Source organism: Aeromonas taiwanensis, assembly GCF_000820165.1.
Lineage (GTDB): Bacteria > Pseudomonadota > Gammaproteobacteria > Enterobacterales > Aeromonadaceae > Aeromonas > Aeromonas taiwanensis.
In genome coordinates this window covers 1-25,974 of sequence record NZ_CDDD01000092.1, presented here as the reverse complement: position 1 = coordinate 25,974, position 25,974 = coordinate 1, and the positions used below count along the sequence as shown (strand labels likewise).

Below are 25,974 nucleotides of genomic sequence, written 5' to 3'. Positions count from 1 at the left end.
ACATGGCACAACATACATTTCTGGTAGAGATCGGCACTGCTGAGCTGCCGCCCAAAGCCCTGCGCTCCCTGGCCGAAGCCTTTGCCGACAACCTCAAGAGCGAACTGACCAAGGCCGATCTGGCCTTCGCCGGTGTCGAGTGGTTTGCCTCACCGCGCCGTCTGGCGCTGAAAGTGAGCGAGCTGGCTGGCGAACAGCCGAGCAAGAGCGTCGAGAAGCGCGGCCCTGCCGTGGCCCAGGCGTTCGATGCGGACGGCAAGCCGACCAAGGCCGCCGAAGGCTGGGCCCGTGGCAACGGCATCACCGTCGAACAGGCCGAGCGTCTGGTCACCGACAAGGGTGAGTGGCTGGTCCACAATGCCCGCGTCGAAGGCCGTCCCGCCAAAGAACTGCTGGGTGAGCTGGTTAGCCAGGCCCTGGCCAAGCTGCCCATCCCCAAGATGATGCGCTGGGGCGACAAGACCATCCAGTTCGTGCGTCCGGTCTTCACCGTGACCCTGCTGCTGGATGGGGATCTGGTGCCCGCCCACATTCTGGGTATCGACTCTGCCCGCACCATCCGCGGTCACCGCTTTATGGGCGAGAGCGAGATCACCATCGACAACGCCGGCCAGTACCCGCAGATCCTGCAGGAGCGCGGCATGGTGATTGCCGACTTTATGGCCCGCAAGGCCAAGATCAAGGCTGACGTCGAAGCGGCCGCTGCCGCCTTCGGTGGCGTGGCCGATCTGGACGACGCCCTGCTGGAAGAAGTGACCGCCCTGGTCGAGTGGCCTGTGGTGCTGACCGCCAACTTCGAAGAGAAGTTCCTGGCCGTGCCGGCCGAGGCCCTGGTGCACACCATGAAGGGTGACCAGAAGTACTTCCCGGTCTACGACAAGCACGGCAAGCTGCTGCCGAAGTTCATCTTCGTCACCAACATCGAGTCCAAAGACCCGAGCCAGATCATCAGCGGCAACGAGAAGGTGGTTCGCCCCCGTCTCTCTGACGCCGAGTTCTTCTTCAAGACCGACCTCAAGCAGACCCTGGCCTCCCGCCTGCCGCGCCTTGAAACCGTGCTGTTCCAGCAACAGCTGGGCACCGTCAAGGCCAAGGTCGAGCGCATCGAGACCGTCGCCGGCTTTATCGCCGAGCGCATCGGTGCAGATGTCACTCAGGCCAAGCGTGCCGGTCTGCTCTCCAAATGTGATCTGATGACCAACATGGTCGGCGAGTTCACCGACACCCAGGGTGTCATGGGGATGCACTACGCCCGTCACGATGGCGAAGACGAAGCGGTCGCCGTGGCCCTCAACGAGCAGTACATGCCGCGCTTTGCCGGTGATGCCCTGCCGTCTGGTCTGGTTGCCTGCGCCGTCGCGCTGGCCGACAAGTTCGACACCCTGGCCGGTATCTTCGGCATCGGCATGCTGCCGAAGGGTGACAAAGACCCGTTCGCCCTGCGTCGCGCCGCCATCGGTGCCCTGCGCATCATGACCGAGAAGCAGCTGGATCTGGATCTGGTTGAACTGGTTGAAGAAGCGGTACGCGTCTACGGCGACAAGCTCACCAACAAGACCGTCGTTACCGACGTGGTCGACTTTATGCTGGGCCGCTTCCGCGCTGCCTATCAGGACGAAGGCATCGGTGCCGATGTGGTGCTGGCCGTGCTGGCCCGCCGCCCGACCCGTCCGCTCGACTTCGATCGCCGCGTCAAGGCCGTCAGCCACTTCCGCACGCTGGATGCCGCCCTGGCCCTGGCTGCCGCCAACAAGCGCGTGAGCAACATCCTGGCCAAGGTCGAAGGCGAGCTGCCGACTGCCGTCAAGCCGGAACTGTTGCAGGACGCCGCCGAGAAGGCGCTGGCCACCCAGGTTGCCGCACTGCAGGCCGAACTGGCCCCGCTGTTCGCCGCCGGTGACTACCAGGCCGCCCTCACCCGTCTGGCCGCCCTGCGCGAGCCGGTCGACACCTTCTTCAACGAAGTCATGGTGATGGCCGACGACGAAGCCCTCAAGGCCAACCGTCTGGCGCTGCTAAACAACCTGCGCAACCTGTTCCTGCAAGTCGCGGATATCTCCCTGCTGCAGTGATTTTGGTTGAGTAAGTGATATTAAAAACGGCGCCGCGAGGCGCCGTTTTTATATAAAAACACAAGGATTAGGTATGAAAAAGAGAGGCGTGATATTTTGCCCACACTTTGAAATAAATGATAGTGGAGCCTATATACCTAGTGTTCAAATAAGACCTCATCAATTAAGATTTTTCTGTCTTTACTGGGATCACATTGTGCAGCCAGTCTCAGCCCAACTACCGCAATGGAAAAGAAGTCAGGATGAAATAGTTCTAGAGGAGGCTGGTATATTATTAAAACTGCATGAGAATATTTCAGTCATTGCTGATATTACGCAAAGTAAAACATCAAGCCTATATGTTAATGAAAATGCATATAGCCTCAAAGTAGAACATGACAAATATTGGGTAGAGCATTTTATAAAAAACCAAAACAATGCTGCTATAAATCTAAAGAAAAATCGGAGTGATGTTTTATGGACACCTCAGCAGTCTTATAGACAATTTATATCCAACCATCAAATATCAAGAGACGTTGATTGCTTGCATATACAATTACACAATGTATTACCTGTACCATCCAGCAATATCAGCCTTAAGAAAATAGTCAATTTCAAATATGAAAACTCGCATCTATTTTCAGAGTTTAAATTATTAATGGATGTTTTAACTCATGAAGTCTCCAAAGCTGGTGAAATCTCTGATTACAGTGTAAAACTAGCACATGATGATCTAGAAACTTGCGTCAAAGAAATCAGAACAAAAACAGCTGAGAAATTCGGCAGAAATTTATTCAGTACAAACATGAGTGTAAACATAGATATTTCTGGTGAAAACATACTTGAGAGTCTAAAGAATGGCACCGCTGGAGCTATTGTTTCAACAGATATTCAAAGTGCACTTACTCAGTTTATTATTGCATATTTATCATCTCTTCTTAAGTTTGAGAAAAAAATTTCACCACGATTATTAGTTATCCCTGACGAACAAAAGCATATTTCATATCTAACCGAGGGATTTAAAAGTAAAATTCTAAATTAATGTGAGATCGCATAAAAAAAGGCACTATTTTTTATAGCGCCTTTTTATTTTCTATTAAAGTCTATTTTTTTGGTTTTCCTGCATCAGAACGTTTATCACGAACTTGGCCATCTTTGTTTCTTGACCTAGGTTGAGTGCCACCACCAGGCTTAGGAACAGTAACATTAGGATTGAGAGGTCTTCTATCAGTCATATCTGTCCTTATAGTCATACAATTAACTATTAGCTTTCAATGGGCAAGACCAACGAGATCATTTCGGTAGTGCCACCCCACAGATAATGACAACAATATAAATAGCCGAATGTGAACTACCCCTCAATATCGTAGGTTCGATTAGCCGTCAGGCGTAATCGGACGTTCGCGTAAATGGAATCCCCCGCCATCACGGCCAACCGAATTTCTCCCCTCAGGCTGGCCGTCCCTGACTCGCCGAAACAGCCTAAGCAACGGTATCTCGTTCGTCCGATTACGCTGTGCCAATCGAACCTACAGGGGAGGTGGCTTGGGGTGTATTTCGACTGGCGCCAATAGACGCCATTTATTTCAGCCTGTGTTGACAAGGCGACGTTGGATGCAGGGATCCTTGGCGCTTGGGCGGTTTTTCCGGATACAGTGGTTCCTTGTCATTTCCATTCAAGGATGAAGGAATTTGCCATGCTGGAATCACAGCTGACGACCCTGCACGTCGTCTCGCTGGCGCTCGAGTACCTGTGCCAGGAGGCCTCCCCCCAGCAGCAGGAGCGGGTCACCGCCGCCCTGCTGGCCCACAGCGGTATCGAGGCGGCGGACGTGCACAACAACGACGCCCGCATCACCCGCCACCAGGAGCTGACCGTGTGCGCCAACGGCCTGTCTCGCTGCCCGGATCTCGGGCTGAGGCTGGGGCAGCGCATGCACATCTCGGCCTATGGCCTGCTCGGCTATGCCGCCATCTCCAGCGCGACCCTGGGGGAGGCCCTGCAACTGATGTTCGCCTACCCCTCCCTGCTCGGCACCTACTTCCACCTGCAGCTGCGCATCGAGGGAGAGCTGGCCTGGATCTGTGCCAGCGACTATCGCCAGCGGGAAGACCTGCGCCGCTTCAATATCGAGATGTGCCTGGCCTCCCTGCGCCAGACCTGCAGCGATCTGGTGGGCCATCCGCTGCCGGTGCGCCGCGCCGAGTTCAGTCAGTCCGAGACCGCCTACTCCGGCAGTTACCGCACCAGTTTCGGCCCGCACATCCGTTACGACGGCGAACAGGATGCTTTTGCCATCGATACCCGTGCCCTGGCGACGCGGCTGCCCCTGGCCAACCCGGTCACCCACAACGAGATGCTGGTGCGCTGTCGCAAGCTCAACGCCGAATTCAACACCCGCCAGCGCTGGCTGGAGCGGGTACGCGAGCTGCTCGGCACCCAGCTGTCGGCACCGCCGCGGCTGGAGGCGCTGGCCGACCAGATGCACTGCTCCGCCCGCACCCTGCGCCGCCACCTCTATGAGATGGGCACCAACTATCAGGAGTTGCTCGACGAGCTGCGCTTCGAGCGCGCCAAGCAGCTGCTGGCAGAGAAGCGCCACGCCATCTACCAGATTGCCGAGGAGCTGGGGTTCAGCGAGAGCGCCAGCTTTCGCCACGCCTTCCAGCGCTGGAGCGGGGTGCCCCCCAGCCAGTTTCGCCACTGAGGTGTGCATAAAAGGGACAATCAGGCCGCCCAGAATGGCCTGATCTATCCCCTTTTGGCCGCTGCCAGCATTCACAGTTTTGCAACACTCCCCAACAATGGTGCCGTCACTTCCGTAAACCCAGCAAAAGGAGAGCCGGAATGCTCACCATCTACAGCGATGATCACCATCTGCACCACGGACGATGCGAGCTGATCGACGGTCAGTTGATGCCCTGCTTCGAGAAACCGGAGCGGGCCGATTTCATCCGCGAGCGCGTGCAGGCACGCCAGCTCGGCCCCATCGAGCCGGCCAGGGACTGGGGGCTGGAACCGATCGCCCGGGTGCACGATCAGGGGATGCTCGACTTTCTGCAGGGGGCCTGGGCACTTTGGGCGGCCCTCGGTCAGGAGGGGGATCTGCTGCCCTACACCTGGCCGACCCGCACCCTGCGCCAGCAGAAACCGGACAGCGTGCACGGCCAGTTTGGCTACTACAGCTTCGATGCCGGCGTCCCCATCACCGCCGGCACCTGGCAGGCGGCCTACAGCTCCGCGCAGGTGGCGCTCACCGCCCAGCACCATATCGCGTCCGGTGCGACCAGTGCGTTTGCCCTGTGCCGCCCCCCCGGCCACCACGCGGCAGCCGATCTCATGGGCGGCTACTGCTATCTCAACAACGCCGCCATCGCGGCCCAGGCCTTCCTCGATCAGGGTTATCGCAGGGTGGCCATCCTCGACGTGGACTATCACCACGGCAACGGCACCCAGTCGATCTTCTACGAGCGCAGCGACGTGCTGTTTGTTTCCCTCCACGGCGACCCGGCCATCGAGTTCCCCTTCTTCCTCGGCTATGCCGACGAGACAGGCGCCGGGGCGGGTGAGGGGTACAACCTCAACCTGCCGCTGCCCGCCGGCAGTGACTGGCCGGTGTGGAGTGCGGCACTGGAGCAGGGCTGCCAGGCCATCGACGACTACCAGCCCGAGGTGCTGATCGTCTCTCTCGGGGTCGACACCTTCGAGCTGGACCCCATCTCCCGCTTCAAGCTGACCAGCCCGGACTACCTGAAGATGGGCGAGCGCATCCGGGCGCTGAACCTGCCGACCCTGTTCGTGATGGAGGGGGGTTATGCGGTGGAGGCCATCGGCATCAATGCCGTGAATGTGCTGGAAGGGTTTGAACAACGCTGATTTGCGACCGTTTTTGCAACATGGAGATTATTGTCATGAAGACACTCACCCGCCTGTTTGCCACCAGCCTGCTGGCTGGCTCCCTGCTCTCTCCCGCCGTCCAGGCCAGAACCGGAGAACTGCATGTCTACAACTGGTCCGACTATATCACCGACCAGGCGCTGACCGATTTCAAGGCCCAGACCCAGATAAAACTCTCCTACGACGTCTTCGACACCAACGAGGCGCTCGAGTCCAAGCTGCTGGCCGGCCGCTCCGGCTACGACGTGGTGGTCCCGTCCAACATGTTCCTGGCCAAGCAGGTGCAGGCGGGGGTGTTCCTCAAGCTCGATCGCAGCAAACTGCCCAACTGGCAGCACCTCGATCCCAAGCTGATGCAGCTGCTGCAGGAGAACGACCCCGGCAACGAGCACGCCGTGCCCTACATGTATGGCACCGTGATCATGGGGTACAACGTCGACAAGGTGAAGGAGGCGCTCGGTGACCAGGCGCCGGTCGACAGCTGGGATCTCATCTTCAAGAAGGAGTACGCCAGCAAGCTCGCCAAGTGCGGCATCACCCTGCTCGACTCCCCTGCCGAGATCATCCCCATCGCCCTCAACTATCTGGGCCTGCCCCCCAACAGCACCAGCCCGGCGGACTACGAGAAGGCCAAGGAGCTGCTGCTGTCGGTGCGGCCCTATATCCGCTACTTCCACTCGTCCAAGTACATGAACGACATCGCCAACGGCGATATCTGCGTGGCGGTGGGCTACTCCGGCAGCTTCTACCAGTTCGGCAACATCGCCAAGGATGCCGGCAACGGAGTGAAGGTGGCCATGCGCCAGCCCAAAGAAGGGGCCCCCATCTGGTTCGACATGCTGGCCATCCCCAAGGATGCCCCCAACGTCGACGAGGCCTACCAGTTCATCAACTTCCTGCTGCAACCCAAGGTGATCGCCCCCATCAGCGACAAGACCGGCTACCCCAACCCCAACAAGGAGGGCATCGGCCTGGTGAAGAGCGAGATCCGCGACAACCCGGATCTGGTGCCCACCGCCGAGGGGATGACGCACCTCTTCCCCCTCAAGCCGCTGCCCGCCAAGGCAGAACGGTCACGCACCCGCATCTGGACCACCATCAAGTCGGGAGTCTGATCCGACCGATGTAGAAAGGGGCCGTCAGGCCCCTTTTGGCATTCCCTGCCACCCGATCAGCCCACGCCTGCCATAGGTGCAGGGTGATCGGTCATCAGTGTCAGTAGCTCTACCACCACCCCGCCACAAAAAAAGCGCCTTTGGAGGGCGCTTTTGGTGATCGATCGTTGCCGATCCCGCAATGGCACGACAGCCGCTACTCCACCGGCGCCATCAGGTGCTGATAGGGGGTACCCGACCACATGATGTAGGGGGCCGAGGTGTCAGGGGAAGGGCCTTTCGGGTACTGATCGTAGAAGGCGTCCTCGGCGCCGACGATCATCACGTGGGGCCCGGTCTGCAACCAGTTGTTGCTGGCGGTGGGCTGGGTCGCGTAGGGGTCGGTATTGCTGGCATCGGTACCGCCCTTGAGCATGTACATGAAGCCGATCTTGCCCTTGGGCGGGGGCTCGTGGCTGATCCAGGCGTGGGCCCAGGCCATCGCGGCCGCGTCCATGCACATGGGGTCCGGCCCCGGCGTGGCCGGGTTGTCGGGCATGCAGGTAAAGCCGTTCTTGCCCTCGCGCAGGGTGCGCATCTTGCCATCGGCGCCCATGGCAACGATGGCGGCATTGGCGCCGACCCTGGCGGGGGCCGCCGCCATGGCGCTGGCGATCATCGCCTCGTCTGTCATCGCCGCGCCATCGGCCATCTCTTCGGCCTGCGCCAGGCCGGCCAGGGCAATGGCCGCGAGCGCTCCAAGGGTGGACATGTGCTTGCACATAACGTCTGTCTCCCGGTTGGTTGGAGGGATCACACAGGGCCTGACTACCATGGCGGCCATGCTGCCGGGCAGCAGCTGTCTGGTGGGGGACGGGGTGATCAACAGATGACGTCAGGGGATCGCAGCCCGGGGGACTGCGTTGAACCCGGGGCGCCATCTGTCTGACTATAGCCCCTCCCGGCCCTTCCCCTGGACAACCTGGCCACAGGAGCAGACCTCTGGCTCCCTGGCCCCCCTGGGGCTATCTTGTCACCAGGCCCCGGTGAGGGGATCCGTTGAACGAACAAGGGGGAATGAATGAAAAGAGCCATCACGGCGGTTCTGCTGACCATGGCCATGGCCGCCGGCGCACAGGCCGCCGACAAGATCACCACTGTGCCCGTGCAGTTTGCCAAGGGGGCCCACAGCGCCCAGGTGAAGGGCAACTTCTCGGGCTACGACACCATCCACTACACCCTGGTCGCCAAGGCCGGGCAGACCATGCAGGTCACCATCGCCGGCAGCGACAACGCCAACTTCAATGTCTACGCCCCCGGCGCCATCCCGGGTCAGGCCGAAGCCATGGGCTCCGGCTATGTGGGCGAACAGTGGCAAGCCACCCTGCCCAGCTCCGGCAAGTACCTGATCCAGGTCTACCAGATGCGCGCCTCCGCCCGTCGCGGCGAGCAGGTGCCCCACACCCTGTCGGTCAGCATCCAGTAACCGTCTTGCCCCCATGAGAAACGGCGCCCGAAGGCGCCGTTTTGCTTTATCACCAGACGAGTCAGCCCTTGTAGGCGGGCAGCAGGTCCGCCATGTTGAGCAGGTGGAAGGCGGCGGTCAGCACACCGAACAGGATCACCAGGACGATCATGAAGACGCCGCCGGGGGCGCGGAAGCCCTCGCCCTCTTCCTCGCGCCGGGCCGCCCGCACCTTCCAGGCCAGCAGGGGCGGGATGATGCAGGTCCACAGGGTCGCCACGGCGCCCGCATAGCCGATGGCCACCAGGAAGCCAAACGGGAACAGGAGCGACAGCACCAGGGGTGGCAGGAAGGTCACCGCCCAGGACTTGGCGCGGCCGCCGCGGCTGTTGTCGAACTTGAACAGATCCGCCAGGTAGTCGAACACCCCCAGCCCCACCCCGATGAAGGAGGAGAGGATGGCCGCCATGGAGAAGGCGTTGAGGGCGCTGGCCACCGCCCTGGACTCAGTCACCGAGCCGAGCGCCTTGAGCAGGGCATCCACGTTGCCCCCTTCTGCGATCACCGGGCCGAACTCGCTGCGGGGCAGGTTGCCAAAGACGCTCACCAGCCAGATGAGGTAAAACGCGAGCGCGATCAGGGTGCCCCCCAGGATGGCACGGCTGGCACGCTTCTCCTCGCCGTAGTAGGCGCGCATGGAGGAGACGGAGTGGTGGTAGCCGAAGGAGGTGAGCGCCACCGGCAGCATCACCAGGGCATAGGGGGCATAGCTGACTTCACTGCCCACCCGGTCGAGCAGCAGATCGAGGCGTACGTTCATCGACAGGCCCGAGATGCCGAAGGCAAAGCTCAGCCCCATCAGGATCACCAGCAGCACGGAGATACGATCCACCGCCCGGGTGGAGTGCCACACCAGCAGGGAGAAGACCAGGGTGAAGAGGATGGAGGATAACTGGCTGCCCATCCCCGTCATGCCGTCGATGATGAGGCCGGCCGAGGTGATGTAGGCGTAGAGCAGGATGCCGCCGACGAAGTAGACGCTCAGGTTGTTGAGGGCGTTGACCTTATCCCCCAGCAGATCCCGGGTCACGGTATCGAAGGAGACGCGCAGGGGATAGCCCCGATAGGATTCCAGCAGCATCCAGCCGGAGACCGTCATCACCACCATGGTCAGTGCCACCGCGAGCATGGACCAGAGGGTCCAGGCGCCCGCCCCCGCACTCGGCAGCCCCAGCATGCCGGCCCCCACACAGACGCCGGCAATGATGCATGCCCCGCCCACCAACGATGGTTTCTGTTCCATTACTCCCCCAAACGGATTGTCGACTGGTCACGGCACACCGCCGTGCTTCTCCTGCGTTCGCCATTGCTGGCGCGGGGGACTTTACCCTGCATGCCTCCGGGTATCAAATCCGGAGGGAAAATGGGGCGAAACGAGCCGGATCCTGCGCCCCATCCCCATGACATGTCCGGGATGGGGCCAGGTTCAGACCACCCGGGTCATCCGGTGTAGACGGGCAACAGGTTCGCCATGGCCATCAGGTGGAAGATGGCGGTCAGCACCCCGAAGACGATGACCGCCAAGATCATGGGCTGGCCGCCGGGGGCCCTGAAGCCCACCTCTTCCGGAGCCAGCTCCCGGGACTTCTTCGCCAGCAGGGCGGGGATGATGCAGGCCCAGACGGTCGCCGCCGCGCCTGCGTAGCCGATGGCCACCACGAAGCCGAACGGGAACAGCAGAGAGAACGCCAACGGCGGCAGGAAGGTCACGGCCCAGGACTTGGCGCGCCCCTGGCGGCTGTTGTCGAACTTGAACAGATCCGCCAGGTAGTCGAACACCCCGAGCCCCACCCCGATGAAGGAGGAGAGGATGGCCGCCATGGAGAAGAGGTTGATGGCCTGGGAGACCTGCTTTGACTCGATCACCGAGGCCAGCGCCCCGAGCAGCACGTCCACGTCGCCCCCCTTGGCGATGACGGGCCCGAAGGCGCTGCGGGGCAGGTTGCCGAAGATGCTCAGCAGCCACAGCAGGTAGAGGGCCAGCGCGATCAGGGTGCCCCCCAGGATCGCCTGCTTCGCCTTGTGCTCCTCGCCGTAGTAGGCGCGCATCGAGGCCACCGAATGGTGGTAACCGAAGGAGGTGAGCGCCACCGGCAGCATGGCCAGGGCGTAGGGGGCCTGGCCCAGCTCCTCGGCGACCGTGCTGAACAGCATGGCGGTGTCGATCTTGCTGGCGAGCCCCGAGACCCCGAACACGAAGCTCAGCACCATAAAGGCGATCAGGACCACAGAGATGCGATCCACCGCCCGGGTCGAATGCCAGACAAACCAGGAGAACGCCAGCACGAACAGGACGGAGGCCAGCTGGCTGTCAATGCCGAGCAGGCCGCCCAGGATCAGCCCCGACGAGGTGATATAGGCATAGAGCAGGATGCCGCCTACGAAATAGACGGTCAGGTTGTTGAAAACATTGATCTTGTGACCGAGCAGATCCTTGGTCACCGAGTTGAAGGAGGCGGTCAGCGCATAGGGTTTGAAGGCTTCCAGCAGCATCCAGCCGGAGACCGTCATGATGACCATGGTGAGAATGATGGCCAGCGATGACCAGGTGGTCCAGGCCCCGGCTCCCGCACTCGGCAGCCCCAGCATGCCGGCGCCGACACAGACGCTGGCAATGATGCAGGCCCCCCCGATGACGGACGGTTTTGATGTCATGTGTGTCACTCCCGAAACTTCACAAAGCTGCGAAAAAAAAGGGCACAGAAAAATCTGTGCCCCTGACTCGTTATGCTTCTATCAATTTTTTCTGCGCCTTGCCGGCTGACGGGTCGTTATGCTCGACCTCTTTCAGTCTGGCGGTGAAGTGGCGCAGCACCGCCGGCTCGTAAATGAAGTCGAGCCCCTTCACCCGATGGGCGTTCTTCTTCACCTCGCCAAACGCCTCGATGACAAAGTCCATGTGGGTCTGGGTATAGGTGGCACGCGGAATGGTCAGGCGCAGCAGCTCTGCCGGGCAGGGGTGCTGCTTGCCGGTGGCCGGATCCCGGCCCAGCAGCAGGGAGCCGATCTCCACCGCGCGGATGCCGGCGACCTTGTAGAGCTCGCACGCCAGGGCGTGGGCCGGGAACTGATCCGCCGGGATGTGGGGCAGCAGCTTGCCCGCATCGACGAAGGCCGCGTGCCCCCCTGCCTGCTGGCACACCACGCCGATGGCTTCCAGGCCGTCCACCAGGTACTGCACCTGGCCGATGCGATAGGCCAGCCAGTCCTGGCGCATGCCGTCACGCAGACCCACCGCCAGGCGCTCCATGGCGCCCCCTTCCAGGCCGCCATAGGTCGGGAAGCCCTCCTGCACCACGCACAGGGTGCGGCACTCGGTGTAGACGTCCAGCATGCTGTCGTCCTTGAAGCAGAGCAGGCCCCCCATCTGCACCATGGCATCCTTCTTGGCGGACATGGCGAGGCCGTCGGCGTACTTGTAGGACTCTCTGGTGATCTCCTCGATGGTCCAGTTCGCGTAGCCGGGCTCCCGCTGCTGGATGAAGTAGGCGTTCTCGGCGAAGCGGGCGGAGTCCATGATAACGGGGATGTCGTACTTTCTGGCGATCTCGTACACCGCCTTCAGGTTGGCAATGGAGACCGGCTGCCCCCCGGCGGAGTTGCAGGTGATGGTGCTGACGATGTAGGGCACGTTGGCAGGGCCCGCCTCCAGGATGGCCTCTTCCAGCTTCACCAGATCGAAGTTGCCTTTGAAGTCGGCGGTGACCGAGGTATCGAACGCCTCCCTGGTGTAGACGTTCTTGGCGACGCAGCAGTTGATCTGGGTGTGGCCCTGGGTGGTGTCAAAGAAGTAGTTGGAGAGCGCCACCATCTTCTTGCGATCCAGCCCCTTCTCCTGCTCCCGCTTCTTGATGAGTACCGGGATGTAGATCTGCTCGGCGCCACGCCCCTGGTGGGTGGGGATGGTCAGGGAATAGCCGAAGATCTCCTGCACCGCCTGCTGCAGCGCATAGTAGCTGCGGCTGCCGCTGTAGGCCTCGTCGCCGCGCAGCATGGCGGCCTGCATGTCCTGGGTGATGGCGCCGGTGCCGCTGTCGGTCAGCAGGTCGATGAAGACGTCTTCGCTGTCCAGCAGGAAGGGGTTCATGCCCGCGCGGACGATGGCCTCCTCCCGGTAGGCACGGGTGGTGCGCTTGACCGGCTCGATGACACGAATGCGGAAGGGTTCGGGCAGATGCTTGAAGTTTTCCATAATATAAACACCCCAGAGTTAAATATTCAGAATGTGTCTCTTCCCCCGCCGAAAATAGAATATCCGGCAGGTAGAAAATATTGAGAATGGGTGCACGACATCGCCTCGCCAAATAAAGTGGCGAAGACGGGTGCAGCTTATTTCAGATTAGGTATTCAGACGGGCTCGTTGCATTGCGGGAAATGCAGCGGCGCCGCGGGATATTACAGCGGGAAGAAGAACGCGATTTTATGGTCCAGGGTAAACCACTTGGGATAGCTGACCTTGATATTCATGTTGTTGCTCATCTGGTTGGAATTAACAACGCCAAATAACAGCATCCATTATGGTGAGCCCTTGAATATGATCAATTGCAACATGAGCAATTTGGGATGGCGCTAACAATTTGGCGGGGGAAATTTATACAGGCCGTCGCAACGGGGCGGCCCTGTCCCGCCCCGATGCACCCGGTGACTCAGTGGCTCAGCCAGGGCAGCCGTTGCAGCAGCTCATAGCGGTCGGCCAGCGGTGTCTGGCTGACCCAGAGATCCAGCAGGCCGTAGGAGAGCAGCGGCAACACCAGCAGCAACAGACAGAGCAGTCCCAGCAGCCGGTGAGGGGCGAGCCTGCGCTCTTGAGTACCGAGGTGCAGCGCATCGGCCCGCTTGGGGCAGGCGGCCACGCAGCTCTGGCAACTGGTGCACTCGAGGCTCTGCACCGCAATGAGCTGGTGCACCTGGATGCGCGAGGGGCAAACCCGGCTGCACTTGTCACAATCGTGGCCCAGGCTTCGCAGGCAGCGGGCCGGGTCGCGGCGAATGCGCAATGGGGTCAGCAGGCCGAGCAGGGCGAACCAGGCGCCATAGGGGCAGAGATAGCGGCAGAACCCTTGCCGGAAGGTGACGGTGAGCAACAACACCCAGCCAAGGCACAGGCCCGAGATCAGGGTCAGGTTGAAGAAGAAGGCCCCCATCTTCATGTCCGCCGCCTGATGGTAGGGGCTGGCGAGGTAGCCGGACAGGGCGGCGGCGGGTACCGCCAGCAATATGATGAAGAGCAGAAAGCCGAGCACCAGAAACTTCTGGCCGCGCAACACGGCATCGAGCCAGCGCGGCGGGGTCCACTCCCCCGGCAACAGGCGCGAGCGCAGGCCGTGCAGCCACTCCCCCACCAGCCCGAGGGGGCAGAACCAGGCACAGAACGCCCGCCCCAGCAGCAGGGCCGACAGGGAGAGCATCAACACGGTGACGGTGGCTGCCGGGTGGTGGGGATCCACCAGCCCCTGACCGAGCCAGGCCCGCAGCCCGAGTCCGCCGGCGATGGGCAGGAAGCCGTCCACCACGTCCGGGCGCACCAGCGAAGGGGTCACCCCCTGCCCCAGCTGCCAGACATGCAGGCCATATTGCACCGCCACCAGCCCCCAGCAGAACAGCAGCAGCTGGCGCGTGTGCCCCCGCAACCGCTGACCGTCGAGCACCCCGAGGGCGGGCAGCGGCCGATAACGGTGCCAGAGGGCGAGCACGGCGCTCACCCCGCCCAGGGCAAGCCAGAGCAGGCTGTCCGCCGCCAGCAACCAGAGCATGAGCAGCAGGCCGAGAGCAAGGCGCCACGGCCAGCCGGTGCGCCCCTGCCACGCCAGCAGCACCAGATAGACCAGGCCGGCGGCCATGGTCACGGCTTCGATCACGCTCATGTTTCCCTCACTGCCTCATCCACCACTGGCGGCAAAGATAACGGACATCTGAGTTGACTGTTTTGATCTGCATGGGCAGAGGGGGACATTTGCGCCCGATGCCCCTCCCCATGGTTGAACCTTATGCCTTGCGGCTGTTGAACAGGGGCTGGTCCGACGAACCCTGTTCGGCCCAGAAGTGGATGTTGAAGCGGGCATCCTCCGACAGCTCGACCCTGTGCCAGTACTGGGGCGGGCTGGTGGCAAACTCCCCGGCCCGGATCACCAGGGTGAGCTCAGGCTCCTCGGCCTGCTCGTCGGCGAAGCCGTGGTAGGTGACGGTGCCCTCCATCACGCAGAGCTGGCCGAACACCCCGGCCGCGGTGTTGTGGTGGCTCAAGAGCGCCGCGGGCACGTTGTCACGGGTGAAGAAGGGGGTGGAGCGGCGCACTACCCAGTGAGACGGGATCAGTTGCATGGCCATATCGGTTCTCCTCGAATGGCCGGGTCTACCCGGCCGGTGCAATGAAAGGGGTTAACGGGGCAGCTGACGCAGCAGCGGGAAGGCCGCGCTCATCTGATCACCTCCCACCACGAAGCCGCACAGCTCACCGGCTTGGTCGCGGGCCTCGGCCACCATGCCCTGGCTGTTCCAGCGGCACTGCCAGGCGAGATCCTCGCCCCGGGTGCGGCCGGCCAGTTGCAGCGGGTAGCGCGGCGTCTTCACCTTCACCAGCATGGGGGGCAGGCTGAGCGGGGTCGGCGTGCCGAGCAGGGTCTTGGCCAGGGCATTGGCCCCCAGCAGGATGGGTTGCAGGAAGGGGAGCAAGCGACCCTGCCACTCGGCGCAATCCCCCAGGGCGAAGATATGGGGGTCGCTGGTCTGCAGCCGATCGTCGACCAGGATGCCGCGCCCCACTGCCAGCCCGGCCCCGCGGGCCAGGGCCAGATTCGGCCGCAGGCCGATCGCGGCGATCACCAGATCCTGCTCGCAGGTGCGGCCGTCGGTCAGGGTGACGCGCCAGCGCTCACCCGGCTGGGCGTCAATCCTGGCAAGGCCAGCCCCGAATTGCAGGCTGACCCCCTGGCTGCGCAGCGCCTGCTGCAGCGGCTGGGTCAGGACGGCGGGCAGCAGGGCGCTGAGCGGGCTGTCGGCCAGATCCACCAGCGTCACCTCCTTGCCCGCACTCGCCATGTCCATCGCCAGCTCGCAGCCAATCAACCCCGCCCCCAGCACCAGGATGCGGCGCGCCTGCTGGATTGCCCCCTCGGCGGCGGCGTACTCCTGCTGGCTGTTGAGGGTGACGAGGGATTCGCTGCCCGGCAGATCGGGCCGCGCCGCACTGGCCCCGGTGGCCAGCACCAGCTTGCCGTAGGGGAATTCCCCTCGTTCGGTCAGCACCAACCGCCGGGCAGGGTCGATGCCATGCACCGGGCAGTGGGGCAGCAGCGCGATGCGCTGCTGCTCGGCAAAGTCGCTGCCGCTCTGGCGGGTCATGGCCGCGGCAGGGCAGCCCCGGCTCACCACGTAGCTCAAGTCCGGCTTGTTGTACTCGTCGCCGCTGTCGGCGGTGATGAGGCGGATGGGCTGCTTGGCGTCCAGCTTGCGCAGGCTCTTGACCAGCTGCTGGGCGGCGAAGCCGCTGCCGATCACCACTATCTCGTCACTGCTGGGGACGGCGCTCATACGCAGGCCTCCACGGCGCAGGGTTCGAACACCTCCTTGCCGATACCGCAGCCGGGGCAGAGGAAGCTCTCCGGCACCCGGGCCCAGGGGGTGCCCGGCGCCACCAGCTGATCCGGCTCCCCCTGGGCCGGGTCGTAGACCCACTGGCAGACGGTGCAGAGCATGGCCTGATCGTCGTCCCATTCGGCGGCGACCGGTGCGGCTTTCGGCTCTGCAACCACAGCAGCGGGTCCCACGGGGGCAGGCGTCGCCTGGGTTGTGGTGATCGGACGGGGCGCGTCCAGCGGGTGCAGCGCCCACTGACGGGCGAGCTGACGGCCGTGCTCGCGGCATTCGGCCAGCGCCGAGCCATCCGGGCGCCACTTGGCCTTGAGGGAGAGGCTGATGTCGAAGCCCGCATCCATCAGCCGGGTCTGGATCCGGTCCACCGCGCCACCGGTCCAGCCGTAGCTGCCGAAGGCCGAGGCCCGCTTGTTGCGAAAACGCAGGCCGGTGATCTCTTCGAGCATGCCCGCCACCTTGGGCATCATGACGTTGTTCATGGTGGAGGAGCCCACCAGTATCCCCTTGGAGCGGAACACCTGGGTCAGGATCTCGTTCTTGTCGTGGCGGGCCACGTTGTAGATCTTCACCGCGACGCCGGGGTCCACCTCGTGGATGCCCTGGGCGATGGCGTCGGCCATCATGCGGGTGTTGTTGGACATGGAGTCGTAGAACAAGGTGATGCGGTCTTCCTGATAGTGGTCGGCCCACTCCAGGTATTTCAGGATGATCTGGGTGGGGTCCTCGCGCCAGACGATGCCGTGGGAGGTGGCCACCATGCTCACCGGCAGGTTGAAGCCGAGCACTTCCTTGATCTTGGCGGTCACCAGGGGGCTGAAGGGAGTAAGGATGTTGGCGTAGTAGCGCTGGCACTGCTCCATCAGCTCGCTCTGATCCACCTCGTCGTTGAACAGGTGCTCGTCGCAGTAGTGCTGACCGAAGGCGTCGTTGGAGAAGAGCACCGCATCCTCGGTCATGTAGGTCATCATGCTGTCTGGCCAATGCAGCATGGGGGTCTCGATGAATACCAGCTGCTTGCCGTTGCCGATGTCCAGGCTGTCACCTGTCTTGACCGGGTGGAAGTTCCACTCCGGGTGGTGATGATGACCTGTGATGGAGTCGATGGCGTTGTGGGTGCAGTAGATGGGGGTGCCGGGGATGCGGGCCATCAGCTCGGTCAGGGCGCCGGCGTGATCCTCCTCGGCGTGGTTGATCACCACATAGTCGATGGTAGCGAGATCGATCTGTGCCGCCAGGTTCTGCACGAACTCGCGGCTGAACTTGTGATCGACGGTGTCGATCAGCACGTTCTTCCCTTCGCGGATGAGATAGCTGTTGTAGCTGGTGCCCTTGTGGGTCTTGTACTCGGTACCGTGGAAGTCCCGCACCTCCCAGTCCCGTTGGCCGACCCAGTGGATGTTGTTCTTGACGTGAATGCTCATCAGGCAGTTCCTCGAATGCAATAGTGTATGTTCGACTGAACCAGCTATTGCAGCGGACGTGCCAAGTTATAACTCATTGATTTTTATCGACACTAATTTCAATGATTGTCATTAAGACAATCTCTCCATATAGTCAAAATCACAAACACACTGTCATTTGGACAATCATCGTGATCTCGACCGACAGCCTGGCGCGCATCGCCCTCGACCTGCAACTCGGCATCTCCCATCAGGACCGCTTCCACCGCCTGATCCAGAGCGTGCGCAGCCTGCTGAACTCGGATGCCTCGGCCCTGCTGCGCTACGAGGGGGGCCAGTTCATCCCGCTCGCCATCGACGGCCTGATGCAGGACGTGCTGGGGCGCCGCTTCGCCCTCAAGGATCACCCGCGCATGGAGGCCATTGCCCGCGCCGGCGACGTGGTGCGCTTCCCCGCCGACAGCAGCCTGCCCGACCCCTATGACGGCCTGCTGCCGGATCACGACGACTTCAAGGTGCACGCCTGCGTCGGCCTGCCGCTGTTCTCGGATCAGGCGCTGATCGGCGCGCTGACCATAGACGGCATGAACCCGACCCAGTTCGACGCCATCAGCGACGAGGAGCTGCGGCTGGTGGGCGCCCTGGCCGCCGCCGCCCTCAACAATGCCCTGCTGCTGGAACGGCTCGCCCGCCAGAGCAGCGAGCCGCTGGTCCCTGGCACCCGACCCGGCCCTGAGCTGCCGGAGATGATCGGCCAGTCCCCCGCCATGGCCCGGCTGCGCCACGAGATCGAGGTGGTGGCCAGCTCGGAACTGAACGTGCTGATCCTGGGGGAGACCGGGGTCGGCAAGGAGCTGATCGCCAAGGCGGTGCATCAGGGTTCACCCCGCGCCAGCGCGCCCCTGGTCTACCTCAACTGCGCCGCCCTGCCCGAATCCGTGGCCGAGAGCGAGCTGTTCGGCCACGTGAAGGGGGCCTTCACCGGCGCCATCCACAACCGGGCCGGCAAGTTCGAGCTGGCGGATCAGGGCACATTGTTCCTCGACGAGATCGGCGAGCTGTCGCTGGCGCTGCAGGCCAAGCTGCTACGAGTGCTGCAATACGGCGATCTGCAGCGCATCGGCGACGACACCCCCCTCAAGGTGAACGTGCGCATCCTGGCGGCCACCAACCGGGATCTGAAGCAGGCGGTGGTCGAGGGGCAGTTCCGGGCCGACCTCTACCACCGCCTGAGCGTCTTCCCGATCCATGCCCCGGCGCTGCGGGAGCGCCCCGGCGACATTCCCCTGCTGGCCGGTTATTTTTGCGAACGCTGCCGCCTCAGCCTGGGGCTGGAGCAGCTGCGCATCCAGCCCGCGGCGCTCACCCTGCTAGAGGGGCACGACTGGCCCGGCAACGTGCGGGAGCTGGAACACGCCATCCACCGCGCCGCCGCGCTGGCCCGGGCCGAGCAGGGCAGCCCCTCGCCGACGCTGGCCCCCCACCACTTCAACCTGGGGGGGACGGGTTCACCCCCGCCCGTCGGCGCCGTCAGCCAGCCCGCCTCCCCGGTCATTGCCGGCCTGGGCCTTCGCGCCGCCACCGATCTGTTCCAGCGCCAGCTCATCGAGCAGACCCTGACAGCCTACCAGGGCAACTGGGCGGCTACCGCCCGGGCGCTGGATCTGGACGGCGGCAACCTGCACCGGCTCGCCAGGCGGCTCGGCCTCAAGGCCTGACGCCCCCAGAGACGAGAAGCGCCCAAAAACAAAAACCCCCTCGGGATGGAGGGGGTTTTTCATGGGCCAGCCTCGCGGGCGGCGCAGGGATCAGCGCAGGGATTTGACCGAGCGGCGAACGATAAGCTCTGGCTGCACCGTCATGGACTCGACTTCCAGCTCCTTGTTGCGGATCCGGCTCACCAGCTGTTGCACCGCCAGCAGGCCGAGTTCGGCCTTGGGGTGGCGGATGGTGGTGAGCGGCGGGCTGGAGAAGCGCGCCATCTCCACGTCGTCATAGCCGATCATGGAGATGTCGTCCGGCACCTTGACCCCGGCTTCCCAGGCGGCACAGATGGCGCCGATGGCCATGGGGTCATCGAAGGCGAACACCGCTGTCGGACGCGGGGTGAGGGCCAGGATGCGCTGCATGGCATCAAAGCCGCTCTGGCTCTCGTAGTCCCCTTCGAAGATCTGCTCGTCCTTCAGGGTCAGGCCCTGCTCGGCCAGGGCATCGCGCACCCCGTCCAGACGCTGCTGGGTAGTCGGCTTGGCTAGGTGACCCGTGATGCAGACGATGTCGGTGTGGCCCTGCTCCAGCAGATGGCGCACGGCCAGACGCGCACCGATGCGGGCGTTGTCGTTGATCACGTTGGCGAAGTCGCACTCGTTGCCCCAATCCAGCACCACCTGCGGCACGTTCTTGTGGATGCGCAGCATGTCCCTGAACTGGGTATCGATGTCGGTTCCCAGCACCAGCAGACCGTCGACCCGCTTCTCCATCAGCATGCGCAGATAGTGCTGCTGGCGGGGCGGCTGGTTCTCGGTATTGCAGAGGATCAGGCTGTACCCCTGCTCGAAGCAGTACGCCTCGACCCCCTGCACCACTTCCGCGAAGAAGGGGTTGGCACTGGTGGTCACCAGCATGCCGATGGTCTTGGTTGCATTGATCTTGAGGCTGCGCGCCACCGAGTTCGGCGCGTAGTTGAGTTCGGCCACCGCCTCAAGCACTTTCTGGGTTGCATCTTCGCTGACCCGACGGGTGTGATTGAGTACATGTGAGACGGTGGAGATGGATACGCCTGCCCGTGAGGCGACATCTTTGATAGTGGCCATCTCTGTCTCCTGAATAACAAAAGCGGAACAGTAGCAGATTTCCCGAATAAAGGCTTGGTTTTAACGAGAGCTGCCAGTGAATTGTCAATGCTGGCTAATCTAGGCGGTCATTTCTATTTGCGCAAACGAAATTTGGTCAAAATGAGAGCAGACGCAGAATGAAATATCGTCAGCTTTTTACTCTGATTTTCTGCCAACCAGCCCTGTGTTGTTAATATGTTAACCAAACAAAACAGGATTAAATTCCAAAACGACAAACATGGCAGGTTGTTTGCTCCACAAAACGCCCCCCCCACCCCCGTCCGGTTAGTATCTTTAACATCTTGTTATTGCACGGTGAGGAATGATAGAACCTTATCTATCGCCGGGCTGGCGGGACACAGGCTCGGAATGACGTGCATAAAATGAAACATTTCACTGATTAAGGGACGAATCAATGCATAACTTCAGCAAAATGGCAGTCAGAGCAGCGGTTTCTTTGGCTCTGTTTGGATCAGTCTCCATGGCCAATGCGGCCGACACCATCAAGATCGGCATCGCCGGCCCCCTGACCGGCCCGGTCGCCCAGTACGGCGACATGCAGTTCACCGGTGGCAAGATGGCGGTCGAGCAGATCAACAAGGCCGGTGGCATCAAGGGCAAGCAGATCGAAGCCGTCATCTATGACGACGCCTGCGATCCCAAGCAGGCCGTGGCCATCGCCAACAAGGTGATCAACGACGGCGTCAAGTTCGTGGTCGGCCACCTCTGCTCCGACAACACCCTGCCCGCCTCCGACATCTATGAAGATGAAGGGGTGCTGATGGTCACACCGGCCTCCACCAACCCCAAGATCACCGAGCGCGGCTACCAGCTGACCCTGCGCACCATCGGCCTGGACAGCGACCAGGGCCCGACCGCCGCCAAGTACATCATCGAGCAGGTCAAACCCCAGCGCGTGGCCGTCATCCACGACAAGAAGCAGTACGGTGAAGGCATCGCCTCCAGCGTGAAGGCCGCCCTGGACAAGGCTGGCGTCAAGGTTGTGGCCTATGAGGGCATCACCGCCGGCGACAAGGACTTCTCCGCCCTGATCGCCAAGCTGCAGAAAGAGAACGTGGACTTCGTCTACTACGGCGGCTACCACCCGGAGCTGGGCCTGATCCTGCGCCAGGCTGGCGAGAAGGGTCTGAAGGCCAAGTTCATGGGTCCGGAAGGGGTGGGTAACAAGGACATCTCCGCCATCGGCGGTCCGGCTTCCGAAGGCCTGCTGGTCACCCTGCCGAACAAGTACGATCTGGTTCCCGCCAACGCCCCCATAGTGGAAGCGTTCAAGGCCAAGGGTCAGGACTCCTCCGGTCCGTTCGTCTGGACCACCTACGCTGCCATGCAGGCCCTGGCGGCCGGTATCGCCAAGGCGGGTGAGGATGACCCGGCTGCCGTGGCTGCCGCCATCAAGGCCGCACCGATCGACACCGTCATGGGCCCCCTGACCTGGGCACCGAACGGTGACCTCAAAGGCTTCGAGTTCGGTGTCTTCCAGTGGCACGCCGACGGAACCTCCACCCAAGTCAAATAATCTGCCGACCGGGGTGACGTGAGTCACCCCTCCTTTCTTTACGGGCAAGTACAGGGAACGCAGTATGTCCGAACACTTTCTCTATCTGGTTCAGCAGTTGCTGAACGGATTGACCATAGGCAGCACCTATGCGTTGATCGCCATCGGCTACACCATGGTCTATGGCATCATCGGCATGATCAACTTTGCCCACGGCGAGGTTTACATGATCGGCTCCTATGTCGCTTTCATGGTGATGGCGGGGCTCATGATGATGGGCATCGACAGCACGGTGCTGCTGCTGGGGGGCGCCTTCCTCGTCAGCATCATCATCACCGGCAGCTATGGCTGGACCATAGAACGGGTGGCCTATCGCCCGTTGCGGGGTGGCAACCGCCTGATCCCCCTCATCTCCGCCATCGGCATGTCGATATTCCTGCAGAACATGATGCGGATGGCACAGGGCTCGCGCGACATCGCCATGCCCACCCTGATCTCCGGGGGCTGGTCCCTCGGCGGTGAAGACGGCTTCCAGGCCAGCCTCTCCTACATGCAGCTCATCATCTTCGTGGTGACCTTCGTCACCATGCTGGCCCTGACCCAGTTCATCGGCCGCTCCCGCATGGGCCGCGCCTGCCGCGCCTGCTCGGAAGACATCAAGATGGCGAACCTGCTGGGGATCGACACCCACGTGGTCATCTCCATCACCTTCGTGCTGGGGGCCGCCCTGGCCGCCGTCGCCGGCGTGCTGCTCGGCATGTATTACGGCGTCATCAACCCCTACCTCGGCTTTATGGCCGGCTTGAAGGCCTTCACCGCCGCGGTATTGGGTGGTATCGGCAGCATTCCGGGCGCCGTGATCGGCGGCCTGCTGCTGGGGGTGGTCGAGGCACTCACCGCCGGCTACCTCAGCACCGAATACAAGGATGTCATGGCCTTCGCCCTGCTCATCTTCGTGCTGTTGTTCATGCCGACCGGCATCCTGGGTCGTCCGGAAGTGGAGAAAGTATGATGAAACGCCAATTCATCCATGCGTGCATCTCCAGCCTGATGCTGCTGGTGCTCTCCTTCTGGCTGCTCGGCTTCAAGCTGGAGACCGAGGGCTCCCGCCTGCTGGTGGTGAGCCGCCTCGATGTGTCGCTGGCCTGGCTGCTGGGGGGCGCCACCATCGTCTTCTGGTTCCAGATGCTGCGCGGCCAGATCGCACGCCTGTTCCAGGCTTCCATCAGCGGTTTCTCCGTCGGCTTCACCAAGCTGGTGCTGCCGAGCCCGGAGGAGGCGCCCAAGCTCTATAACCTGACTGCCGTGCTGGTGCTGCTGTTCGCGGTGAGCTGGCCCTTCATGGCCTCCCGCGGCGCCATCGATCTGGCCACTCTCACCCTGATTTACATCATGCTGGGGCTGGGCCTGAACGTGGTGGTGGGCCTCGCCGGCCTGCTGGACCTCGGCTATGTCGGCTTCTACGCGGTCGGTGCCTACAGCTACGCCCTGCTCAACAGCTACTTCGGCCTGAGCTTCTGGGAGTGTCTGCCCATCGCCGGCCTGATGGCGGCCACCTTCGGCTTCCTGCTCGGCTTCCCGGTGCTGCGGCTGCGGGGGGATTATCTGGCCATCGTGACCCTGGGCTTTGGCGAGATCATTCGCATCCTGCTCAACAACATGACCAGCCTGACCGGCGGCCCGAACGGGATCTCCGGCATTCCCAAGCCGACCCTGGGGGGCCTGGAGTTCAACCGCACCGTGAAGGATGGCGGCTTCGAGACCTTCCACGAGTTCTTCGGCATCGCCTACAACGCGAATCACAAGGTGATCTTCCTCTACCTGATGGCGCTGGTGCTGGTGATCGCCACCCTGTTCGTCATCAACCGCCTGCTGCGCATGCCACTCGGCCGCGCCTGGGAGGCGCTGCGGGAGGACGAGATCGCCTGCAAATCCCTGGGGCTCAACCCCACCATCATCAAACTGACCGCCTTCACCATAGGCGCCTGCTTCGCGGGCTTCGCCGGCAGCTTCTTCGCCTCGCGCCAGGGCTTCATCAGCCCGGAGTCCTTCGTCTTCATCGAGTCGGCCATCGTACTGGCCATCGTGGTGCTGGGGGGCATGGGCTCCCAGATCGGGGTGGTGCTGGCGGCCATCGTCATGACGGTGCTGCCGGAGCTGGCCCGCGAGTTCAACGAATATCGCATGCTGATGTTTGGTCTCTTGATGGTATTCATGATGATCTGGCGGCCGCAGGGACTGCTGCCCATGAGTCGACCCCATATGGAGCTTCGTAAATGAGCAACAATCACACATTGTTGGATGTCTCAGATCTGTCGATGCGCTTCGGCGGCCTGCTCGCGGTCAACGGCGTCAAGCTGGACGTGAACAAGGGGGAGGTGATCTCCATCATCGGCCCCAACGGCGCAGGCAAGACCACCATCTTCAACTGCCTGACCGGCTTCTACCGCCCGAGCGGCGGCGTCATCCGCTACAAGGGCGAGGAGATCCAGGGCCTGCCCGGCCACCTCATCGCCCGCAAGGGCATAGTGCGGACCTTCCAGCACGTGCGCCTGTTCAAGGAGATGACGGCGGTGGAAAACCTGCTGGTAGCCCAGCACAGGCACCTCAACACCGGCTTCCTCGCCGGCCTGTTCAAGACCCCGGCCTTCCGCCGCGCCGAGAAAGAGGGGCTGGAGCAGTCCGCCTTCTGGCTGGAGAAGGTGGGGCTCAAGGATCTCGCCAACCGCGCCGCCGGCAACCTGGCCTACGGCCAGCAGCGCCGCCTAGAAATAGCCCGCTGCATGGCGACCCGGCCCGAGCTGCTGATGCTGGATGAACCGGCCGCCGGCCTCAACCCCCACGAGACGGACGAGCTCAACGAGCTCATCTCCAACCTGCGGGACGAGTTCGGGGTCTCCGTGCTGCTGATCGAACACGACATGAAGCTGGTGATGGAGATCTCCAACCGCATCTTCGTGGTCAACCAGGGTACCCCCCTGGCCCACGGCAAGCCGGACGACATTCGTAGCAACCCGGCCGTGATCAAGGCCTATCTGGGCGAGTCATAGGAAGAAGCAAGATGTTAGAACTTCGCAACGTATCGACCCATTACGGCAAGATCCAGGCGCTGCACGACGTCAGCGTCGAAGTGAAAGAGGGTGAGATCGTCACCCTGATCGGTGCCAACGGCGCCGGCAAGACCACCTTGCTGATGACGCTCTGTGGCGAACCCAAACCCAGCAGCGGCAGCATCTGGTTCGAAGGGGAGCAGATCAATGACCTCAGCACCGCCCGCATCATGCGCAAGGACATCGCCGTGGTGCCGGAGGGGCGTCGCATCTTCGCCCGCCTGACGGTGGAGGAAAACCTGCTGATGGGAGCCTTCTTCGTCGACAAGGCGGAGCAGCAAGGCCTGCTGGATCAGATCTTCACCCTGTTCCCCCGGCTGCACGAGCGGCTGGATCAGCGGGCCGGCACCATGTCCGGCGGCGAGCAGCAGATGCTGGCCATCGGCCGTGCCCTGATGAGCAAGCCGCGCCTGCTGTTGCTGGATGAACCCTCCCTGGGGCTGGCCCCCATCGTCATCCAGCAGATCTTCGACACCATAGAGCAACTGCGCCAGAAGGGGATGACCATCTTCCTGGTGGAGCAGAACGCGAACCAGGCGCTCAAGCTGGCGGATCGCGGCTATGTGCTGGAGAACGGCCGCGTGGTGCTGCAGGACACCGGGGAGGCCCTGCTGGCCAACCCGGCCGTCCGCCAGGCCTACCTCGGCGGCTAAGCGTGCATTGCCACCCCACTTTCCCCGGCCGTGCCCACCCGGCGCGGTCGGGGGAGACTCCCGCCCGGGGGCTCACCCCTTGAGCCGGTCGAGGGAGACACAGGATCACCACCACTTCTGGCACGACCCTGCCCTGCCCTTCATCGAAGCGCGTGCGGTACAGGACGGTCGCCGCGTCTGCTACGACAAGCACAGCCACCCCCACTTCTCCATCGGCGCCATCACCGGCGGCCACAGCCACTACCTCAATCAGCGCAGCCGGCAGGAGGTCGGTCGCGGCAGCCTGGTGCTGATGAACCC

The 25,974-nt window shown here is 62.5% G+C and carries 23 protein-coding genes; 13 read left to right on the top strand and 10 right to left on the bottom strand.

Annotation, left to right across the window (positions count from 1 at the left end; translation table 11 throughout):
- Positions 1–2 precede the first annotated feature (2 nt).
- The 5 genes from glyS to BN1136_RS15990 all read left to right on the top strand — a co-directional run bounded on the left by glyS (position 3) and on the right by BN1136_RS15990 (position 7,064).
- Positions 3–2,072, top strand: a complete 2,070-nt coding sequence (glyS, locus tag BN1136_RS16005; RefSeq protein WP_043763959.1) for a glycine--tRNA ligase subunit beta — start codon at positions 3–5, stop codon at positions 2,070–2,072.
- 73 nt (positions 2,073–2,145) lie between these two features.
- A complete protein-coding gene (locus BN1136_RS20300) occupies positions 2,146–3,093 on the top strand; it encodes a DUF6236 family protein (protein ID WP_134697167.1) in 948 nt (315 codons plus the stop codon).
- Between the two features lie 655 nt (positions 3,094–3,748).
- The gene (locus BN1136_RS16000; protein WP_043763958.1) at positions 3,749–4,759 is read left to right on the top strand and encodes an AraC family transcriptional regulator; all 1,011 of its coding nucleotides are present in this window, start codon (positions 3,749–3,751) and stop codon (positions 4,757–4,759) included.
- A 140-nt stretch (positions 4,760–4,899) separates the two neighbouring features.
- Positions 4,900–5,928, top strand: a complete 1,029-nt coding sequence (locus tag BN1136_RS15995; RefSeq protein ID WP_043763957.1) for a histone deacetylase family protein — start codon at positions 4,900–4,902, stop codon at positions 5,926–5,928.
- A gap of 35 nt (positions 5,929–5,963) precedes the next feature.
- The gene (locus BN1136_RS15990) at positions 5,964–7,064 is read left to right on the top strand and encodes a polyamine ABC transporter substrate-binding protein (RefSeq protein ID WP_043763956.1); all 1,101 of its coding nucleotides are present in this window, start codon (positions 5,964–5,966) and stop codon (positions 7,062–7,064) included.
- Positions 7,065–7,260: 196 nt separating this feature from the next.
- Here the strand turns inward: BN1136_RS15990 and BN1136_RS15985 are convergent, their stop codons facing one another.
- Positions 7,261–7,815, bottom strand: a complete 555-nt coding sequence (locus tag BN1136_RS15985) for a hypothetical protein (RefSeq protein WP_152552647.1) — start codon at positions 7,813–7,815, stop codon at positions 7,261–7,263.
- A gap of 309 nt (positions 7,816–8,124) precedes the next feature.
- Between BN1136_RS15985 and BN1136_RS15980 the strand changes: the two genes are divergently transcribed.
- On the top strand, positions 8,125–8,529 hold the full coding sequence (locus tag BN1136_RS15980; RefSeq protein WP_043763955.1) for a g-type lysozyme inhibitor: 405 nt from the start codon (positions 8,125–8,127) through the stop codon (positions 8,527–8,529).
- A gap of 61 nt (positions 8,530–8,590) precedes the next feature.
- Here BN1136_RS15980 and BN1136_RS15975 read toward each other — a convergent pair whose 3' ends face one another.
- From BN1136_RS15975 to norV, 8 genes are all read right to left on the bottom strand, one after another.
- Complete coding sequence (locus BN1136_RS15975) at positions 8,591–9,811, bottom strand: aromatic amino acid transporter (RefSeq protein WP_043763954.1); 1,221 nt, start codon at positions 9,809–9,811, stop codon at positions 8,591–8,593.
- A gap of 197 nt (positions 9,812–10,008) precedes the next feature.
- Positions 10,009–11,223, bottom strand: coding sequence for an aromatic amino acid transporter (locus BN1136_RS15970; RefSeq protein ID WP_043763953.1), 1,215 nt, complete (start codon positions 11,221–11,223; stop codon positions 10,009–10,011).
- A gap of 70 nt (positions 11,224–11,293) precedes the next feature.
- Positions 11,294–12,760 (bottom strand): tryptophanase, encoded by a 1,467-nt coding sequence (tnaA, locus tag BN1136_RS15965; protein WP_043763952.1) that lies wholly within the window; start codon positions 12,758–12,760, stop codon positions 11,294–11,296.
- Positions 12,761–12,963: 203 nt separating this feature from the next.
- Positions 12,964–13,035, bottom strand: coding sequence for a tryptophanase leader peptide (tnaC, locus tag BN1136_RS20680; RefSeq protein WP_223302601.1), 72 nt, complete (start codon positions 13,033–13,035; stop codon positions 12,964–12,966).
- Positions 13,036–13,214: 179 nt separating this feature from the next.
- Positions 13,215–14,432 carry a 4Fe-4S binding protein gene (locus BN1136_RS15960; RefSeq protein ID WP_043763951.1) on the bottom strand — a complete coding sequence of 406 codons (1,218 nt, stop codon included), beginning with the start codon at positions 14,430–14,432 and terminating at the stop codon, positions 13,215–13,217.
- 121 nt (positions 14,433–14,553) lie between these two features.
- Positions 14,554–14,895: a TehB family protein gene (locus BN1136_RS15955; protein WP_043763949.1), complete on the bottom strand. Its 342-nt coding sequence runs from the start codon at positions 14,893–14,895 to the stop codon at positions 14,554–14,556.
- Between the two features lie 51 nt (positions 14,896–14,946).
- Complete coding sequence (gene norW, locus BN1136_RS15950; RefSeq protein ID WP_043763947.1) at positions 14,947–16,098, bottom strand: NADH:flavorubredoxin reductase NorW; 1,152 nt, start codon at positions 16,096–16,098, stop codon at positions 14,947–14,949.
- Positions 16,095–17,582: an anaerobic nitric oxide reductase flavorubredoxin gene (gene norV / locus BN1136_RS15945; protein ID WP_043763945.1), complete on the bottom strand. Its 1,488-nt coding sequence runs from the start codon at positions 17,580–17,582 to the stop codon at positions 16,095–16,097. Before norV ends, norW begins: the two co-directional genes overlap by 4 nt.
- Before the next feature lie 170 nt (positions 17,583–17,752).
- Between norV and norR the strand changes: the two genes are divergently transcribed.
- Complete coding sequence (norR, locus tag BN1136_RS15940; protein ID WP_043808899.1) at positions 17,753–19,279, top strand: nitric oxide reductase transcriptional regulator NorR; 1,527 nt, start codon at positions 17,753–17,755, stop codon at positions 19,277–19,279.
- A gap of 90 nt (positions 19,280–19,369) precedes the next feature.
- Here norR and BN1136_RS15935 read toward each other — a convergent pair whose 3' ends face one another.
- Positions 19,370–20,374: a substrate-binding domain-containing protein gene (locus BN1136_RS15935; RefSeq protein ID WP_042074022.1), complete on the bottom strand. Its 1,005-nt coding sequence runs from the start codon at positions 20,372–20,374 to the stop codon at positions 19,370–19,372.
- Between the two features lie 436 nt (positions 20,375–20,810).
- On the opposite strand from BN1136_RS15935, the gene BN1136_RS15930 reads away from it, so the two are divergent.
- The 6 genes from BN1136_RS15930 to BN1136_RS15905 form a co-directional block, all read left to right on the top strand.
- Positions 20,811–21,932, top strand: a complete 1,122-nt coding sequence (locus tag BN1136_RS15930) for a branched-chain amino acid ABC transporter substrate-binding protein (RefSeq protein WP_043763942.1) — start codon at positions 20,811–20,813, stop codon at positions 21,930–21,932.
- Between the two features lie 64 nt (positions 21,933–21,996).
- Positions 21,997–22,923 (top strand): high-affinity branched-chain amino acid ABC transporter permease LivH, encoded by a 927-nt coding sequence (gene livH, locus BN1136_RS15925; protein WP_043763940.1) that lies wholly within the window; start codon positions 21,997–21,999, stop codon positions 22,921–22,923.
- Positions 22,923–24,191 (top strand): high-affinity branched-chain amino acid ABC transporter permease LivM, encoded by a 1,269-nt coding sequence (locus tag BN1136_RS15920; RefSeq protein ID WP_043763939.1) that lies wholly within the window; start codon positions 22,923–22,925, stop codon positions 24,189–24,191. The genes livH and BN1136_RS15920 overlap by 1 nt, the downstream gene beginning before the upstream one ends.
- Positions 24,188–24,961: a high-affinity branched-chain amino acid ABC transporter ATP-binding protein LivG gene (livG, locus tag BN1136_RS15915; protein ID WP_043763938.1), complete on the top strand. Its 774-nt coding sequence runs from the start codon at positions 24,188–24,190 to the stop codon at positions 24,959–24,961. Before BN1136_RS15920 ends, livG begins: the two co-directional genes overlap by 4 nt.
- An 11-nt stretch (positions 24,962–24,972) precedes the next feature.
- Positions 24,973–25,674 (top strand): ABC transporter ATP-binding protein, encoded by a 702-nt coding sequence (locus BN1136_RS15910; protein WP_043763936.1) that lies wholly within the window; start codon positions 24,973–24,975, stop codon positions 25,672–25,674.
- 79 nt (positions 25,675–25,753) lie between these two features.
- Positions 25,754–25,974: AraC family ligand binding domain-containing protein (locus tag BN1136_RS15905; RefSeq protein WP_043808896.1), on the top strand; the 221-nt coding region annotated here is incomplete at its 3' end.

Excerpts from the sequence above, each read along its gene's own strand:
- BN1136_RS15980 (WP_043763955.1), top strand. The coding sequence starts at position 8,125 with ATGAAAAGAGCCATCACGGCGGTTCTGCTGACCATGGCCATGGCCGCC.
- BN1136_RS20300 (WP_134697167.1), top strand. The coding sequence starts at position 2,146 with ATGAAAAAGAGAGGCGTGATATTTTGCCCACACTTTGAAATAAATGAT.
- BN1136_RS15910 (WP_043763936.1), top strand. The coding sequence starts at position 24,973 with ATGTTAGAACTTCGCAACGTATCGACCCATTACGGCAAGATCCAGGCG.
- BN1136_RS16000 (WP_043763958.1), top strand. The coding sequence starts at position 3,749 with ATGCTGGAATCACAGCTGACGACCCTGCACGTCGTCTCGCTGGCGCTC.
- norV (WP_043763945.1), bottom strand. The coding sequence starts at position 17,582 with ATGAGCATTCACGTCAAGAACAACATCCACTGGGTCGGCCAACGGGAC.
- BN1136_RS15920 (WP_043763939.1), top strand. The coding sequence starts at position 22,923 with ATGAAACGCCAATTCATCCATGCGTGCATCTCCAGCCTGATGCTGCTG.
- livG (WP_043763938.1), top strand. The coding sequence starts at position 24,188 with ATGAGCAACAATCACACATTGTTGGATGTCTCAGATCTGTCGATGCGC.
- BN1136_RS15970 (WP_043763953.1), bottom strand. The coding sequence starts at position 11,223 with ATGACATCAAAACCGTCCGTCATCGGGGGGGCCTGCATCATTGCCAGC.
- tnaA (WP_043763952.1), bottom strand. The coding sequence starts at position 12,760 with ATGGAAAACTTCAAGCATCTGCCCGAACCCTTCCGCATTCGTGTCATC.
- BN1136_RS15975 (WP_043763954.1), bottom strand. The coding sequence starts at position 9,811 with ATGGAACAGAAACCATCGTTGGTGGGCGGGGCATGCATCATTGCCGGC.
- BN1136_RS15960 (WP_043763951.1), bottom strand. The coding sequence starts at position 14,432 with ATGAGCGTGATCGAAGCCGTGACCATGGCCGCCGGCCTGGTCTATCTG.
- norW (WP_043763947.1), bottom strand. The coding sequence starts at position 16,098 with ATGAGCGCCGTCCCCAGCAGTGACGAGATAGTGGTGATCGGCAGCGGC.
- glyS (WP_043763959.1), top strand. The coding sequence starts at position 3 with ATGGCACAACATACATTTCTGGTAGAGATCGGCACTGCTGAGCTGCCG.
- BN1136_RS15990 (WP_043763956.1), top strand. The coding sequence starts at position 5,964 with ATGAAGACACTCACCCGCCTGTTTGCCACCAGCCTGCTGGCTGGCTCC.
- livH (WP_043763940.1), top strand. The coding sequence starts at position 21,997 with ATGTCCGAACACTTTCTCTATCTGGTTCAGCAGTTGCTGAACGGATTG.
- BN1136_RS15985 (WP_152552647.1), bottom strand. The coding sequence starts at position 7,815 with ATGTCCACCCTTGGAGCGCTCGCGGCCATTGCCCTGGCCGGCCTGGCG.
- BN1136_RS15930 (WP_043763942.1), top strand. The coding sequence starts at position 20,811 with ATGCATAACTTCAGCAAAATGGCAGTCAGAGCAGCGGTTTCTTTGGCT.
- BN1136_RS15995 (WP_043763957.1), top strand. The coding sequence starts at position 4,900 with ATGCTCACCATCTACAGCGATGATCACCATCTGCACCACGGACGATGC.
- BN1136_RS15935 (WP_042074022.1), bottom strand. The coding sequence starts at position 20,374 with ATGGCCACTATCAAAGATGTCGCCTCACGGGCAGGCGTATCCATCTCC.
- BN1136_RS15955 (WP_043763949.1), bottom strand. The coding sequence starts at position 14,895 with ATGGCCATGCAACTGATCCCGTCTCACTGGGTAGTGCGCCGCTCCACC.